Raw genomic sequence first — 14766 nt, 5'->3', positions numbered from 1 at the left:
TCTTAGCGATTGTGAGTCAGTGATCACACTGCGCCGAGACTTGACCTTGATCGCGTATCACTACACACTGCGTAGGAATTGACCTCCCTGGACTCTGTCATCGGGAAAAATCTATGTTCCGACGCGAATACTACCCTTCCGACACAATCAAGCTCATCAATCAATCCGAGGGCAAACTCGGAGTCAGCGGCAAAGCGGCACATGCCATCGCCGAACACCTCATGAAAGGATCTCCCGGGGCCGTTCTGTGGAACAATGTGACGCTCGATCGCCAGAGCGTTGGAATTTCGAAAGACGGCTTCCGAGATCGGTTCAAGGAGAGTCCCGGTACCGCCAACAGTGGCTGGCTCGGTAAGGGAGACATGACGATTCTTTTGTGCGAACTCCTCAACTCCGACGTGGGACAGGAAGCATTGGGAGCGTTGGACGGCGGCGTGAAACGGGTCGAGATCCATTACTTGAACCTCAAGAAGCTGGCCAAACTTTTCGGCGGACTGGCCGACGTGAATATGAATCTGAGCAACTGGTTGGTGACACCCGCACGCGAAGACATGGTGGATAAGACGTTCACTAACGGCAAAGGAGAATCGATCACGCGCAAGGTGAAAGTGAAAACAGCGAAAGTCGTCACATCTGTCGTAAAGGCCGTCGACCTGGCGTCCGTCCACGCCGTACTCGACGTCATGGGCACTCGCTTACACCTGCAAACGCTCTTCCCGGACAACTCAACGATTGAGAGCCGAGCCAACTGGACCGTCGGACAGGTCAACGTGACCGTCACGATCAATGCCTCTGGGAACCCCGTCAAGATCGTGCAAGCGAGAACGTAACGAAGAGCCAATCAAAACATCGTGAAACCCGCGTGTCTGTCCCGATTGGCATGGTCCAAAACGACACGCGAGGCTTCGCGACGATGATGCGCCCAAGCGCCAGGTCTCAATCACGATCAACCTGACGCGCGCCGTGCGTTACGCCCGGCTTGGAAGCGGTCGTGGCGGCGGTCGAAACCCATTCGAGTCGCCGCCCTGCGCACTCGTACGTGATCGGGCCGCCTGGTGCCAGCCCCATAAACCGACGGCAAGTGGAACCCCGGCCTGTAGTAGCCGAGCCGGCCATACCTGAAACCCAAACTCGGGCCCGCAGCAGACCATCAGATTGTACTGGTCATCCGGTTCACGAAGATGAATATGGACAAACAAAGCAAAGACCGCCACGAAGCCGCAAGCCAACAGAGACCACCCTCGACGATTGGCACGTCGTCCGAGACTCGTAAACAGCCACGCCATCAAGAGGAATGGCAGAAATCGAACGACGTACATCGAGGCGTACGCGACACCCCATTCAAACAGAGTCGGTGGATCGCACTTGACGGGCAGCAGCGGTGTGACGAGCGATTTGCCCAAACCACACACGATCATCGTCGCGATCCAGGTCACGGTGACGGCCGGGAGCGGCAACAGCGCGAACATCAGAACCGGATGACGCCCTGCAAACGTTCGCTTCCGATATTCTTTTTCAGCCGCCTGCGCCAACAAGGCGGGTGCGCCCAACCGTTCTTCGGCAGATGTCAGAGCATCCATGCTCAAATCCTCCTGTTCGATGTCTGTAAAGTGGTCCGTCAATTCCTCGAAAAGACGCGCTGCGTAGAACGCTGGCAAGTTTCGCTGAGACAGTTCCATCCAAAGCCGATCACGCCATTCCTGGTTCGCCATGGACGCCTCCTTGCTGCACAGTGCTGACGCCGACGTCTGACAGCGGCCCGGGGTCAGGCACTTGCCGAGAGCAGGTGCGCCCCGTGGATTTACAATGACGTTGTGGCTGGCCCCATCGGAGATATGACATTGTCCAATCGAAGCCAAATGGAACGAGGCAAGCGGATAAACCCACACACGCCAATCGCAATTGGAACGATGGCTTGGATCAATCTGTCGCTGTCCCTCTCGACACTATTAACAAGCCAAAACAACAAGCCTTCACTGTCTTGGGGACCGAATGTGAGTGCCACGACAAGGTTATGTTGTTCATTCGGCATCACAACCATGACATGAAACAAGAAGGCGAATCCGGCAACAAGGACGCAGGCCAACACCCCCCATCCAGGGCGACGCGCTCTTCTCCCGACGCTCATGAACAGCAACGCCGTCACCGCGAAGGGCAAGAAACGACTGAAATACATGCAGCCGTACGCCATGAACCATTCAAACATCGTTGGCTTCTCCAGATGTGCTGGATACGTGGGCGTGAATTCATACTGGCATCGAAACAGCAAATAGATCATGACGACTGACGTAATGGCCACGACAGGAATCGGCAGGAAAAGAAATGTGAGAATCGGATGACGGCCGGAAAAGGTTCGCTTCAGATATTCTCTTTCTGCTGCGGCGGCCAGCGACTCAGGTGTGCCCAACTTTGCTTCTGCGGATTTGACAGCCTCCATATTGGGACTCACTTCCTGAAGATCCGTCAGATGGTCAGTAAACTCTTCTATCAGACGTGCCGAATACGAAGGTGGCAGCTTCCGTTTGTTCAATTCTTCATGCAATCGATCACGCCATTCCTGGTTCGCCATGGACGCCTCCTTGCAAGACCGCATTCACCGCCGTGACCACGTGCTGCCAGGTCGCCCGTGAGTCCGCAAGTTTCTGCTGCCCCAGTTTGGTCAAGCGATAGACGATCCGATTCCGGCCTCCCACGAGTTCACGCTTGCTTGCGAGAAGCTTCTGTTCCTCCATCCTGTGCAAGACCGGATAGACGCAACCTTCCCCAAAGTCCAGCTTCCTGTCCGACGCTTCACGAATCGCCTGCACCAAGTCGTAGCCGTGCATCGATCGTCGATCGAGTAACTGCAGAATCAGCAGCTCCGGGACACCGTTCAGAAAATCGGGATTTGTTTTCTTCGCCATGATCGCCGCCTTATACCTCGAATAGTCAGGTATCGTCAAGGCGGCATGTCTGACATGACGAAAGCACCCCGCCATTCTTTTTTCTGGATTGCGATACCTAACAGCACGGCCTGCTTAAGCCGTTCAGCGACGAGTACGAACCAGTTCCGAGCGCTGCCACAACTCAGTGGCCAGAACCAGCCTCGCCCGCCGTCGCAGCTTTCGCCTCGTGAAGCTCGATCAACTTTCCATCTGGATCGCGCAGATAGGCGGATCGCCCCCAGTCGTAGGACTTCGGAGGTATCTGCACGGCAACGCCCCGCATCTCGAGATCAACCACCGCCTGATCCAGGTGACTGACGGCGAATGCGAAATGATTCTCGCAGGGCAATTCACCAGGACCTGGCTCGTACTTGGCATGAATCAGAATGTGTGTCTCGCCAATCTGGAAGATCGCAATCCCCGGCCCGCGATACGCTGGTTTGGCGTTCAGCAATCGTTCATAGAAATCACAGGCCGAATCGACGTCTTCTGTAAAAAACGCGAGCTCGTGAAATTTCACTTCAGACCTCCGCCGAAAGAGACTATCTGTCTATACTCAACCCTGTCGCGGCTGCCCACAACATCCGACCATCAGTCGCGATCCCATCCATTTATCATTTTCAAGCCCCGAGCGAAATGCTCGAACTGCTGTGACCAAGTCACGAGGATGCAAAGTTGACATTTATCGGAGCGTGATTGTGTTCGCATATTTCCGTGGCTGGAAACGCAAGTTAGGCATCTTGACATTGGCCATCGCCTGCCTGCTGACCGTGGGTTGGGTCAGGAGCCGTAGCGTCGCCGACACCCTGTACATTCATCACAATCGAGGAATGGACGACATCTATGTCTCATGCGCCCAAGGCATGATCTGGATGAGGAACATGTCCGCTGATCCAAGACACAAAGTGACACCCAGGCGCGGCAGCGTCTCCTGGTTTTCTGACACCGATCAATCGAACTTTGATTCAACAGATTGGAAAAGCATTTCGAACTGCTGGTTTGCTCGCATCCGTTCGTACGGAACGAAACAGCAACAGGCAGGGATCGTGTTGATCCGCTACTGGCTGATCGTCGTCCCGCTGACGCTACTCACCGCGTATCTGCTTCTCAGCAAACCGGTGCCAACGCTCCCAACAACAACTCCAAAGAATGGAGCGTAAAGCTGCCGCAATGAATTCTAAAGAAATACAGAGCATGTCGTTGGCAACCAGGAAGACTTGCAACGTTTTTCAATTCGCCACAAGTTCTGGATCGCGTTCGATCCTGTGAGATGAAGATTGCGATGAAATCCCGAAACTATCGAACTTCAATCCCCAGTGCTGCGCACGAACAGGTCGATCAGCGATTTGAGGACGGAACGAAGAAATCGGCCTATTACGATCTCGACGGCGAACCTGTGGGATTCAGAGAATGGGACGAACATGGCGTCCTGTTCTTCGAATATTCAATGAAGCGTGGCCAGAAGCATGGAAGGGCGTATCGGTTCTTTGCAAATGGCGAGCCGATGGATCTGGATACGTTTCGCGATGGTCAGCTCCATGGACCAGGGAAGCAATGGAACGAGAAGGGCGAATTGCTGATCACGTACACGTTGGTCAATGGCACGGGGCTTGACCTTTGGTGCGACGACACAAAACAAACACTCTCCGAAGAACATTACTGGCCCAAAGAAGGCGAGTTAGGCTACCGACGCAATTGGAACGATGATGACGTGTCGGTACACGAAGAATACTTTTTCGTGAACAGCCATGGCTACCACGGAATTTGGAGGAAATGGGCCTCAAAGGGAACATTGCGGCGCGGCTATCCGCAGTATTATGTCCGCGGCAATCGAGTGACCAAAGCCCAATACGTTCGTGCGGCGGCCCAAGATATCCTTCTTCCCGCCTGCAGGAAGAAGGATGATCAGCCAATTCGAGATTTGCCACATGAGTACATCTCACAGAGAAAATCTTTCGATGACATTAACCAACAACGATTCAATTCATCTCAATGAAACAACTGCCTCTGTCGATGACCAGACCTCCCTCTCGACGGTTGTGGCCTATTTGTTTGGTTCTCGCGCCGCCATCCTGAATCTCGCTTCAAATCGGGGCACGATCTGGCTGAGTCTGTTGCTGGTGATCTCCGCGGGGTTTGCACGCGAATACGATGGTGAGGATCTTCTGCACCAACCCGCGCATCTGTTTCTGCCACTCATTGCGTCACTTGCCACGTCAATGCTTCTGTTTAGTTTGATTTATCTGCTGTCGCTCCGCCGCCAGGCGGGCACGGGCAATTTTCTAGGTGCCTATCTCATCTTTTTAGGCCTCTACTGGATGACCGCGCCGCTTGCATGGCTTTATGCGATCCCGTTTGAACGTTTCATGAATGCCGCAGATGCGGTCTCGATGAACCTCAACTTATTGGGACTGGTTTCGATCTGGCGCGTCTTGCTGATCACTCGCGTGATCGCTGTGATCTTCAATGCTCGTCTCGAAACATTTTTTCCAGTGATGCTCTTCGCCGACACCGTCGCGTTGTTCCTCACCTCACTCGTGCCAGTGCCGTTGATGGCCACGATGGGGGGAATTCGGCTCACCGAGAGTGAAAGCATCATTTCGAACCGGACGATGGAAGTTGTCATTTTGGGGATGCTTTCGTACCCGGTCTGGCTGCTTGGTACCTGCGTTGTCTTTAGCCTCTCAACACCAGTATGGACCTGGATGGTGACCGATCGTCAATCGATCGACCGGATTCGTCGATCGGTCTGGGTTGTGGCCACTCTGATGATTCTTGGCTGGATCGTCGTGCTGCCGATCACTTAACGAGAACAGCAACTACGATTTCAGGCCGAGCGACTCATACGTGAGGCACGTTTCACGGACGCGGTCAACCTGATGTCCGCTCATCGGCAGTATGAATTCCCGCCGCACTGGGATCCGCTGCCCCATCGGTTTCGTAGAAACGCGAAACCTTCGATCGTCGACCTGATGTCGATCGTTGCGGATCGTGAAAATAACTGGGTGCGCGAACTGATCGTCGAGAAATTTCAACGTGAGTTTGCAAACCATACATTCAAATCTCGAGTGGAATCGATGGAGAACCAGGACCGCTTGAAATTCCTGGGTCTCCTGGAACAGATGGTCCAACGCGGAGAAGTCTTGCTCCAGCTCAGACCGAAGGAACCGCCGTTTTTTCCGGAACGCACGAACAGCAGGCAGCCCGATGGTATGGGCGTCATCTCTCCTACAATCAACGACATCACTCCTGATGAACCGCCCCGAACGCGACTTGAGGAAGCACTTGGTGAGATCCTCGCGGTCACAAAACGGCATCCGGAAGTCTATCACCTCTCAGACGAGGTCCGAGACAAAATCAATCATCTGATTGAAGTTCTGCAGTCGGCACGGACGAGCCGTTCACCGCCCGAGCGATGATGGCCAACATCGCTGCGACGAAACAGCTTGGCGTGGCTATTGGCCAGGTCAGAATCAAATGTCACCGTCGCCGTTGGTTGCGACTTAAACCAAGTGATTTCGGGTTCAACGAAATCGTATTACACCTTCGTAAAGACGGAATCGCGGACCACGCCCGAACTGTCTGAGAATGACGCTTCTTCGATCTGCATCGACCGCAGAATGCTGAGGTACACATTCGACATTGGCGTGTGTTGTGCAACCCAGTACTTGCCATGACTCAGTCCCATGTTGGCGCCGCCAGCGATCAGTGTCGGCAGATTCAAAGGGTTGTGCGTGGTGCTCGCACCGCTGCCATATAGCACAATGGTGTTGTCCAACACGCTGCCGTTCACATCACGAAACTGGGTCAGTCGATTCATGAAATATGCAATCTGCTCACTGAGGAACAGATCATACTTCGCAAATTCAATCTGGCCCTCTTTGTCCTCGGCGTGTGACAGATTGTGATGCGTCCGGCTAAGACCCATCTTCAGCGGGAACGTATCGCTGATCCCCATCCCGTCTTCTCGATTCAGCATGAAGGTGACTGAGCGTGTGATGTCCGCATCAAACGCCAGCGCGATCAGGTCGAACATATTGCGATAGTACTCGCGCGGTTCGCCCTCGGTTGTCGCATCAAGATTCAGGTGACTGTAATCCTGTGGCTTGAGCGGAATATCGATCCACTTCTCGGATGCGACGAGCCGCCCCTCGATCTCGTCGAGCGACGTCAGATACTGATCCATCTTTTCACGGTCAGATTGGCCAAGTTGCCGATTCAGTGATCGGGCATTGTCGGCCACGGCGTCCACCAATCGGATTCGCCGCTTGAGCTGTTCGCGCTGAACGGCTTGAGACGATCGATCTCCGCGAAACAGTCGATCGAACACACGACGCGGATTGTTCTCGGCGGGGATCGGCTTCCCGTCGAGGTTGTAAGAAATTGTGCCGGTTCGCGACAAAAAGCCCACGCCAGCATCAATCGACAACACCAACGAAGGCTGACGACAATATTGCTTCGTATGAAGTGCGACGATCTGATCGAGCCCTACCGAATTGAACGCCCCCGGCTTCGGATTGTGCAGCGGGGCACCGGTCAGCCACATGTCGGAACACATGTGCGGATCGGCCTTTGTTCCGTTCGGATGATGGAGTCCTCCCAGAAAACTTAGTTGTTCACGAAACGGTCGAAGTGGCTCGGTCGATTTGCCGAACTCAAACTCGGCTCCTTCTTTTTTGGGAAACCAGCTCCATTCATCGATCTCGTGCTTCGGGTTCGGCAACGACATTCCATTCGCCGTGTACATCGCACAGAACCGACGCGGCGGCTTCTCCGCGACGTCCTTGCCCATTGCGTCGAGCAACGGCAACGACACGGTGACGCCGGCCAAACCCTTCAGCAACGTGCGACGATCGAGTTTCGGTCGAGTGATCATGAAATCGTTCCGACAAATGTAGGGCTTTTACGGCCGGTTGCAGTAACGGGGACTGGCTCCGACCAGATTCAACAATGCCATGACATCGTGAATGCCAAGGTGCTTGTCCCCCGTACTTCAACAGGCTTGATAACAAGTGGATAATCCGTCAGTGAAATCTTTCAAGGCCAAATAGTGTAATTGTTCACAGTCCGACGAGAGTGGGACAGGCACATTTTCCCGGTTCAATTGGAATCCACTGTGCATCGACTATGCGTGAGCCTCCCCTTGACCGCGGGAAACTGAGCCAGTCCCCGGCCTGTTAACTGTTACCCAAGCAGCGTATCGCAATCCGTGGGCTATTTTTTCAAGAACAACTCGCTATGAACAACGAACCGGATCAAGTCTCGAGTCAGATACTCGCTCGACTTCATCGCGCGTGCCTCTTCCCGCAAATTTTGCATCTCGATATACCCAAGACTTCGACCGATGGCGTAACAGGTCACATGTTTCAGGAAGCTGTACGCGACTTGGTCCATTCGATCGTTGGCCAGATAGACCTTTAAAGCGTTGAGGTCGTTGATCTCGGTCCCATCGGGAAGCGTAGAACGACTGACCTCATAGACCGACGCTTTCAGCAAACCTCCTGCATCGTACGACTCAAACGGCAGTCCCCACGGATCGATTCCCGCATGACATTTCGCGCATCCTTTCTGATTCCGGTGCCGCTCAAGTTTCTCACGCAGGGTCAGCGTCGTGCCATCATCCTCTTTGATCTGCGGCACATTCGGCGGCGGATCTTCGGGCGGTTCAGCGATGATCTTGCGTGCCAACCAGGCTCCTCGTTTGATCGGATTCGACTCGCGACCGTCCGAGAGCCCCGACAGAATTCCAGCCTGTGTTAACACGCCTCCCAGCCTGGGGCGATCGAGCTTGATCGGAATAAATTGAAATCCGCTTTCGGTTCGGTCAGCCAATGCGTAATAGTTCGCCACGACCTCGTTTGCGACAATGAAATCCGCCTGCACCAGATTCCGGAGCGACAGATTCTGATCGATCAAATATCGCAAGAACTGAACCGGTTCTTTTCGCAACTGCGTTTTCGCATCGCGCGTCAGTCGTGGATACCGCTTCGCATCGACCGCGACCACATCGAACTTGTCCAAGCTGAACCACTGCGAGGCGAATTCGCTGACGAAGTTCCCAAACCGGGAATCGCTCAACATTCGCGTCACTTCGTGATCGAGTGATTCGTGAAGAACGTTCTGCGCGGCGAGATCCAGCAATCGCTGATCAGGGGCCGTATTCCACAGGAAGTACGAAAGTTTCGAGGCCAGTTCGTACGGATCGACGTCTTCGGATTCCGGACCGCTGCTATTCTCGATGAGGAATAGGAACTGCGGCGACGTGAGAACGGAGAACAGCGCGTCCTTCATGCTCGCCCGGAAATCGTGGCTTTCCGCGAACGAACGGCGCCAGACGTCTCGCAACGCATCCAGTTCCTCCTGCGAGATCGGACGACGAAACGCGCGTGTGGCAAACGTACGAATCACATCGGTCGCATAAGATTCGTCGGCATGTTCACGATGCGGTGAATCGACAAAAATTTGGCGATGTGAAGCGGGCGGCCAACTTTTGTAGAAGGGCCCCTCAAACTCGACAGAGCGTACGAGCAGGCGCGGCATGTCGCGACCATCGGTGAATTCGCTGCGAACACCAATCTCGCGAATCCCCGCCAGATAGTTCACATTGTCAGTCTCAACGTCAGGACTGGGGTAGTTGTTGATGGCCCCTTCAAACAGATACTCGCCGAGATCGTTGGATTCGACTCGTTGCGGCGCCCCCACCGGGGCCAACGTACTGCCACAGTCACGTCGCAACCCGACAAAGACACTCAGCGATGGCGAACGCCGTTCAAACGTCTCGAACCGACGTGTCAACTCACTGTCGTCCGCCAGTCGAGTGAACATCAACCCGCGCAGCCGCGGTTGATCAGCGAAACGGACTTTCAACTCGATCGGTCCGGCCGGCAGCCTGACCAGCAGAAACGCGGTTGAGACTTCGGCGTTCACGGCATCCCCCGTGGTTCCCGCAGCAGGCGGCTTCGCTTCAAACAAACGTCCTGTAAAAGACTGCTTGCCCAGTTCAACCGACAACAGACCTTGAGCTCCCCCCGGTGTGCATGCGACATCCAGTTGGTAGACGCCCGCGCGTTCAAGGGTGATCGTCGCAAGAGCGTTCCCGGCCAATTGGGCTGCGGGGACTGCGACGGAATCGTGTGCCGTCTGCGTTTTCTCTCCCGCGTTGAGCAACAGCCCATCGTTGTAGCGGGCCGCTTTGACCTTCACGCGAAAGTGGCCATGATTGGGCAGCTCGCGAAGTGAGATCTTGAAATTCGCCATCGGACCATAGGTATCCGACTGGCCGAAAATTTCAGCACTCGGTATGGCGGGGCGTAGTAGCAACCCCTCGGCCACGACCTGATTCGGCTCACCTTTGGGGTAGCCGGGCGTCCCTCGGACGCAGGCAAACACGGAATGATAAATACTGTCGAACTTCCGCCAGCCGCGAACGGTGTCGTTGCCGGCATAACCTTCGATGAACTCATAGGCCGTACGCATCGCGAATGGTTGGTAGTCAAACGGTTTAAGGGGCTTCTGTTCCGTGACAAGAAAGTCGGCATTGTTCAGCAGCGCGTTGTTCGCCCCCAGAATCAGGTTATCCGGACACGGCTGCGAGTTGATCGACGCGCCGAGTTCCATGCGGAAGGTTTGAACTACAGGTCGGACACGTTCATCGACAATGCAAAGATCGAGTGCCTTTTCGGCGATCTCAAAGCACGCTTCCAGTTGCAGCGGCGACAGCACCATCGCCTGCGCGTTATTCACGAATCCATCTTTGGAAATCGGATCGGGAGGCAGCGATTTCGTCAAATCCTCTTCGATCCCCAGCAGATCGCGTAGGGTATTTCGATACTGCGAAACGGTCAGCCGCCGGACCGCGCCGTTCTTTTGCTGCTTTCGTTGATAAGCCGAGACGATGGCTCGTTCGATCCAATCGACGAGCGTCTTCCGCTCGTCAACGGACAATGCCGGCTCATCCTCTGGGGGCATCGAACTCTCTTCAACCTGCCGCTGAATTCCCTTGAGCAGTGAGAGATGCCGATCTTCCGGCACGGCCGCCAACTGATCGACACGCACGCCCGATTGTGCATCGTCCGCGTTGTGACAGCGGTGGCAATACTTCTGGAGTACTGGTCGAACACTCTGCTCGAACAACGCCTGTTCAATTTTCGAATCGTCGACGCCAGGTCCCTCGGCTGCCCACCCGCATGGGATCGTCGTCGCGAGCAACAATCCAACAGCGCGCGTCACAAGCAAAGCGATTCGAGGATGCGTCGTACGTCCGACAATTCGTACAGCCATTGGGATGACATCCGAATTCGTTAAGGTGGGATGAGGCACGAGGGCAGGATCAACAGGCATCGCATCATTGCGGGTCTATAGAATACCGATCTCGCCGGGAAAGAAGTAACCATCCGGCCAGTACGGGATCCCGAACAGACAATTTCGAGATCCGCGGAACGACGAGAACGGAGAGCGAACTCAAGCCACGCGTCATCAATTCGTCGTGACGAACCGACGAAATTGAACGCATCGGCGGCAACCACGAGATCACCACCTGTTCAACGCTTCGATTCATCCGTCTTGCTGCTCGTGCGTACCGGAAACAGGCCGGGGCCGGGCGCCATCTTGCGTGGATCGAATGCCTCAATGAATTGGCGGAAGGCGTCGTCCAATTCTGGCAGGGCGACGAAACGAACCTTGGGATCGTTGACGCTTCCGGTCACCTTAACGGCCATCGGTCCTTTGAACGGATTGGGGATCATTTGACGCAGACGCAGACCAAAATCAAGCTGCATGGCACCATCGAATCGGATATAGCCGCGTCCTCGCATATTCAACGATTCGCCGACCATCTCGATCGAATTGAAGTCGAATTGGGAATTGGCCACGGTGAAATTCGCAGTGGCTTGATCAAACATCGCGCTTTGCGTGCTTTGGAATTTAAACAATTCGAAAAGTCGCGCGAAGAGCGGCGAATCGTAGAGCGCCGCCGGAGCGATGATCATCTTTCCCTCGCCGACGATCTGCTCAACACCATTCCCCTTGCCGCGGAAATTGATCCAACCGTTCATCACCCCAGCCAGCTTGGATTGACCACGCAGATACTGCTGGGCATATCGTTCCAAGCGTCCCTTCTGTAGTTCCACAAACGCGCGATAGCTCGGTTCAGCCCCCAGCGTCACCACGGAATCGAGAAAGATCTGGCCATCGAAGACCGATCCTCGAACGCGTTTTTCGGGATCGGGTGAGTCAGACTCTCGCGGTGGAATCGCCGCGTCCGTCCCGGCGACAAACGTGTCACCCTGAAACGAAATCGGACCATGAATCTGCGTAATGCGATAGGCCAATCCCGTTTGCTGGTGGCGGAAGACCGAGATCGAATCGAGATCGAGTTCACCCTTTAGTTTTGCTCGATGACCATCCCACTGCCCATTTAAATGCACTTCGCCATTGATGTCCTCGACGGGAACGCCAGCGTAGATCCCACAACGCGACAGAACAGCTTTCAGATTCCAAGTTGCGTTGAGCGTTCGGTCACCTGACTTCGATCCGAAAAACTCGACGGGACCATAAAACGAATAGAAACCCGTGGGACGCAGGAAATCGAACGTCTTCTGCAGCGACGCGGGCAATGCATCGCGGAAGGTCGCATTGGGAATCAAATTGTCGACACTAAATTCTTTGAATTCGAGTCGCCACGGGGCTCCCTCGGAAAACGATCCTTGTCCGCTCGCGCTCAGTTCAACGGCATCGTGCTTCGCCACGACGTCGTTGATGACCAGCTTGCCTGGCTCCATATTGTACGAGAAATCACCGCTCAGATCGTGCAGAGCCCACGGGAAACTCTTCACGACAACAACACCATCGCGAACCTTGACGCTCGGCACCCGAATCTGGCAACGCGAACCGGGAGACCACGCCATCTCCGTCGTCATGTTGAAGTAGCCTTGAGGATTGAACTCCTTCCAGACGTTCCTTAACGACGGCGGCAATGCGTCTTCGAGCGATCGATCGAACGCCGCGTCGGTTGCCTGAACACTTAAATCCAATCGTCCCGGTCCTGGCCGAATGCGATACGTGCCATTCCCTGAGATCTTGGCTCCATCGTGAACACCTTCCAGGTCGAGGAATTCAACTAGATCACCCTTCCATTTCACAAGACCCGTCAACTGCTGGATCGCAAAGGGGAACTCTGTGAAACGCATCGCTCCGTCGTGGATGCGAACCACCAGTTGCGGTTCGTACTTCACGTTCAGACCGGGTTCGCGTTTCAGCCGCAGGAGCAAATCGTGACGACCTCGTAGCCGGAGCGCCTCAATCGCCTTCCGCAGGGAAGGAGGACATGCTGCCAGGGATTCATCATCAATGGGAAGATTGGCACTTTTGACACGGACATCGGCGGAATGCGCCCGACCAGGATTGAGGATCGTTCCTTCGGCGGTGACCTCCTGCCCTGCATACTTGCCCTTCGCAGTGAACTCCGCCGTATTCTTTTCCAGATGAAGTTCACCCACCACATCGCGAACGGTCACCGGAAAATTCTTATGCGTCACCGTTCCTTGTGAGAGCATCAGGTCGATCTTCGGAACCCATCGACTGCCTTCTTGCGTCAACGTGGCGTCGAGATCGCAGATTCCGCTCAACCCCAGCGACTGAACTGTCGGCCGAAGCAACTCAGGCAGCCGCGCCTTCAGCGTGTCATTCAGTTCGACGTGGCGAAACTTCAATCCGAGGGTGATCGGGGTACTCGGAAGAATTTCTCCCTGTACTTCAACTTGTGTGGCTCCATTTATTCCGTGAAGCCGATCGACTTTGATGTGGCGATTATCGAAATAGATTTCACCGCCAATATCGTGCAGCGGCAATGGCAACAGTTCATTGCGGATCACTCCCTCTGACACATCGACGTGAACCTGTACGGTCGGCGTCTTTTCGGCGGATTCCTTTTGAACTCGGAAGGTCAAACCGCATTGGCAACGAACGCCGAAATCGGGAACAACCATCTGCGTGGCGGAAAATTGCGAAGCCAGCTTCATGGGTGACGATGGCAGTTCACCGTTCGCGTTCAAAGTCGTCGCCTCTTGACGGGCTTTCAGCGATTCCATCCATTCCCCGGCGGATACGACTTTCTCGGCAATGTCTGGCGAAAGGTCGCACAGCAACTGCAGCAGCTTTTCATCGACGGGAACCTTCCAAGGCTCGTGCGATCGACAAGTCCATTTGGAACCATCCAGAGCGGCATCGATATCGAGCGTGAGTGGTCCAGCCGGTTCAATCTGGGTGGCGACAATAATCGCCATCCGCCGTGCGTCTCGAGGTCGGGCTGACACATTGAGATTTCGAAGCTTCAACTGACGTCGTCGCTGATCGGCCAACTGGAACTCGAGTTGAACCAGGGCATGCTCGATCTCGAGATCGGGCAACGTCGAACTCGGATTCGGCGGAGGCACGAACGCGGGCAAATTCCAATTGCCGTCCGCCGCCCGCGACAGCCGTAGCGTCGGCTTCACAAGATACAGCTTCTGCACAACGACATCTTCGAAATCCGTTAGAGCCGTGGACTCGAGCGTCGCAATGATCTCAGGAATTTCGAGCGACGGATTGTCATCGTTGTCCTCGGGGCGAAACATTCGCAGGTCGTACAGGTAAACTCGGCCAAAGATATAGTCGAAATGTGCCCGCCCCAGTTCGATCTTCAACGTCGGTGCGGCGGTCTGCAGCTGCCCCAGCACATACGCGCGCAACCCCTCATCACTGCGGGAATACATCCAATAGGCCGCGCCGCCCCCGGCCACTGTGGTCAGCAGGGTCAGGACGAACATCCATCTCAGGATGGCTGCCAAGGTTGAACTCACTCACA

General features: G+C 54.9%; 12 protein-coding genes. 5 read left to right on the top strand and 7 right to left on the bottom strand.

Annotation, left to right across the window (positions count from 1 at the left end):
- Nucleotides 1–113: 113 nt before the first annotated feature.
- Nucleotides 114–830, top strand: coding sequence for a hypothetical protein (locus OSO_RS0140695; RefSeq protein ID WP_010588430.1), 717 nt, complete (start codon nucleotides 114–116; stop codon nucleotides 828–830).
- A 138-nt stretch (nucleotides 831–968) separates the two neighbouring features.
- Here the strand turns inward: OSO_RS0140695 and OSO_RS49270 are convergent, their stop codons facing one another.
- The 4 genes from OSO_RS49270 to OSO_RS47090 form a co-directional block, all read right to left on the bottom strand.
- Nucleotides 969–1712, bottom strand: coding sequence for a hypothetical protein (locus OSO_RS49270; protein ID WP_010588429.1), 744 nt, complete (start codon nucleotides 1710–1712; stop codon nucleotides 969–971).
- Between the two features lie 89 nt (nucleotides 1713–1801).
- On the bottom strand, nucleotides 1802–2569 hold the full coding sequence (locus OSO_RS0140685) for a hypothetical protein (protein WP_010588428.1): 768 nt from the start codon (nucleotides 2567–2569) through the stop codon (nucleotides 1802–1804).
- Nucleotides 2547–2903 (bottom strand): PadR family transcriptional regulator, encoded by a 357-nt coding sequence (locus tag OSO_RS0140680; RefSeq protein WP_010588427.1) that lies wholly within the window; start codon nucleotides 2901–2903, stop codon nucleotides 2547–2549. The genes OSO_RS0140685 and OSO_RS0140680 overlap by 23 nt, the downstream gene beginning before the upstream one ends.
- Nucleotides 2904–3066: 163 nt before the next feature.
- Nucleotides 3067–3444: a VOC family protein gene (locus tag OSO_RS47090; RefSeq protein ID WP_010588426.1), complete on the bottom strand. Its 378-nt coding sequence runs from the start codon at nucleotides 3442–3444 to the stop codon at nucleotides 3067–3069.
- A 178-nt stretch (nucleotides 3445–3622) separates the two neighbouring features.
- Between OSO_RS47090 and OSO_RS0140670 the strand changes: the two genes are divergently transcribed.
- The 4 genes from OSO_RS0140670 (at nucleotide 3623) to OSO_RS0140655 (ending at nucleotide 6343) form a co-directional block, all read left to right on the top strand.
- Nucleotides 3623–4084 (top strand): hypothetical protein, encoded by a 462-nt coding sequence (locus OSO_RS0140670; RefSeq protein WP_157606257.1) that lies wholly within the window; start codon nucleotides 3623–3625, stop codon nucleotides 4082–4084.
- A gap of 122 nt (nucleotides 4085–4206) precedes the next feature.
- Nucleotides 4207–4920 carry a toxin-antitoxin system YwqK family antitoxin gene (locus OSO_RS0140665; RefSeq protein WP_157606255.1) on the top strand — a complete coding sequence of 238 codons (714 nt, stop codon included), beginning with the start codon at nucleotides 4207–4209 and terminating at the stop codon, nucleotides 4918–4920.
- Complete coding sequence (locus OSO_RS0140660; protein WP_010588423.1) at nucleotides 4883–5731, top strand: hypothetical protein; 849 nt, start codon at nucleotides 4883–4885, stop codon at nucleotides 5729–5731. The genes OSO_RS0140665 and OSO_RS0140660 overlap by 38 nt, the downstream gene beginning before the upstream one ends.
- A 72-nt stretch (nucleotides 5732–5803) precedes the next feature.
- Nucleotides 5804–6343, top strand: a complete 540-nt coding sequence (locus OSO_RS0140655; RefSeq protein WP_010588422.1) for a hypothetical protein — start codon at nucleotides 5804–5806, stop codon at nucleotides 6341–6343.
- Nucleotides 6344–6462: 119 nt separating this feature from the next.
- Here the strand turns inward: OSO_RS0140655 and OSO_RS0140650 are convergent, their stop codons facing one another.
- The 3 genes from OSO_RS0140650 to OSO_RS0140635 form a co-directional block, all read right to left on the bottom strand.
- Nucleotides 6463–7800 carry a DUF1552 domain-containing protein gene (locus OSO_RS0140650; RefSeq protein WP_010588421.1) on the bottom strand — a complete coding sequence of 446 codons (1338 nt, stop codon included), beginning with the start codon at nucleotides 7798–7800 and terminating at the stop codon, nucleotides 6463–6465.
- 338 nt (nucleotides 7801–8138) lie between these two features.
- A complete protein-coding gene (locus tag OSO_RS0140645) occupies nucleotides 8139–11204 on the bottom strand; it encodes a DUF1592 domain-containing protein (RefSeq protein ID WP_162130593.1) in 3066 nt (1021 codons plus the stop codon).
- Nucleotides 11205–11464: 260 nt separating this feature from the next.
- On the bottom strand, nucleotides 11465–14749 hold the full coding sequence (locus tag OSO_RS0140635) for a hypothetical protein (RefSeq protein ID WP_157606253.1): 3285 nt from the start codon (nucleotides 14747–14749) through the stop codon (nucleotides 11465–11467).
- Between the last annotated feature and the right edge of the window lie 17 nt (nucleotides 14750–14766).

The sequence above is a fragment of the Schlesneria paludicola DSM 18645 genome (genome assembly GCF_000255655.1).
GTDB lineage: Bacteria > Planctomycetota > Planctomycetia > Planctomycetales > Planctomycetaceae > Schlesneria > Schlesneria paludicola.
This window is presented reverse-complemented; position numbering and strand designations above follow the sequence as displayed.

Coding starts and splice junctions, on each gene's coding strand:
- OSO_RS0140695 (WP_010588430.1), top strand. CDS start 114: ATGTTCCGACGCGAATACTACCCTTCCGACACAATCAAGCTCATCAAT.
- OSO_RS49270 (WP_010588429.1), bottom strand. CDS start 1,712: ATGGCGAACCAGGAATGGCGTGATCGGCTTTGGATGGAACTGTCTCAG.
- OSO_RS0140685 (WP_010588428.1), bottom strand. CDS start 2,569: ATGGCGAACCAGGAATGGCGTGATCGATTGCATGAAGAATTGAACAAA.
- OSO_RS0140680 (WP_010588427.1), bottom strand. CDS start 2,903: ATGGCGAAGAAAACAAATCCCGATTTTCTGAACGGTGTCCCGGAGCTG.
- OSO_RS0140665 (WP_157606255.1), top strand. CDS start 4,207: ATGAAATCCCGAAACTATCGAACTTCAATCCCCAGTGCTGCGCACGAA.
- OSO_RS0140660 (WP_010588423.1), top strand. CDS start 4,883: ATGACATTAACCAACAACGATTCAATTCATCTCAATGAAACAACTGCC.
- OSO_RS0140655 (WP_010588422.1), top strand. CDS start 5,804: ATGTCCGCTCATCGGCAGTATGAATTCCCGCCGCACTGGGATCCGCTG.
- OSO_RS0140650 (WP_010588421.1), bottom strand. CDS start 7,800: ATGATCACTCGACCGAAACTCGATCGTCGCACGTTGCTGAAGGGTTTG.
- OSO_RS0140645 (WP_162130593.1), bottom strand. CDS start 11,204: ATGGCTGTACGAATTGTCGGACGTACGACGCATCCTCGAATCGCTTTG.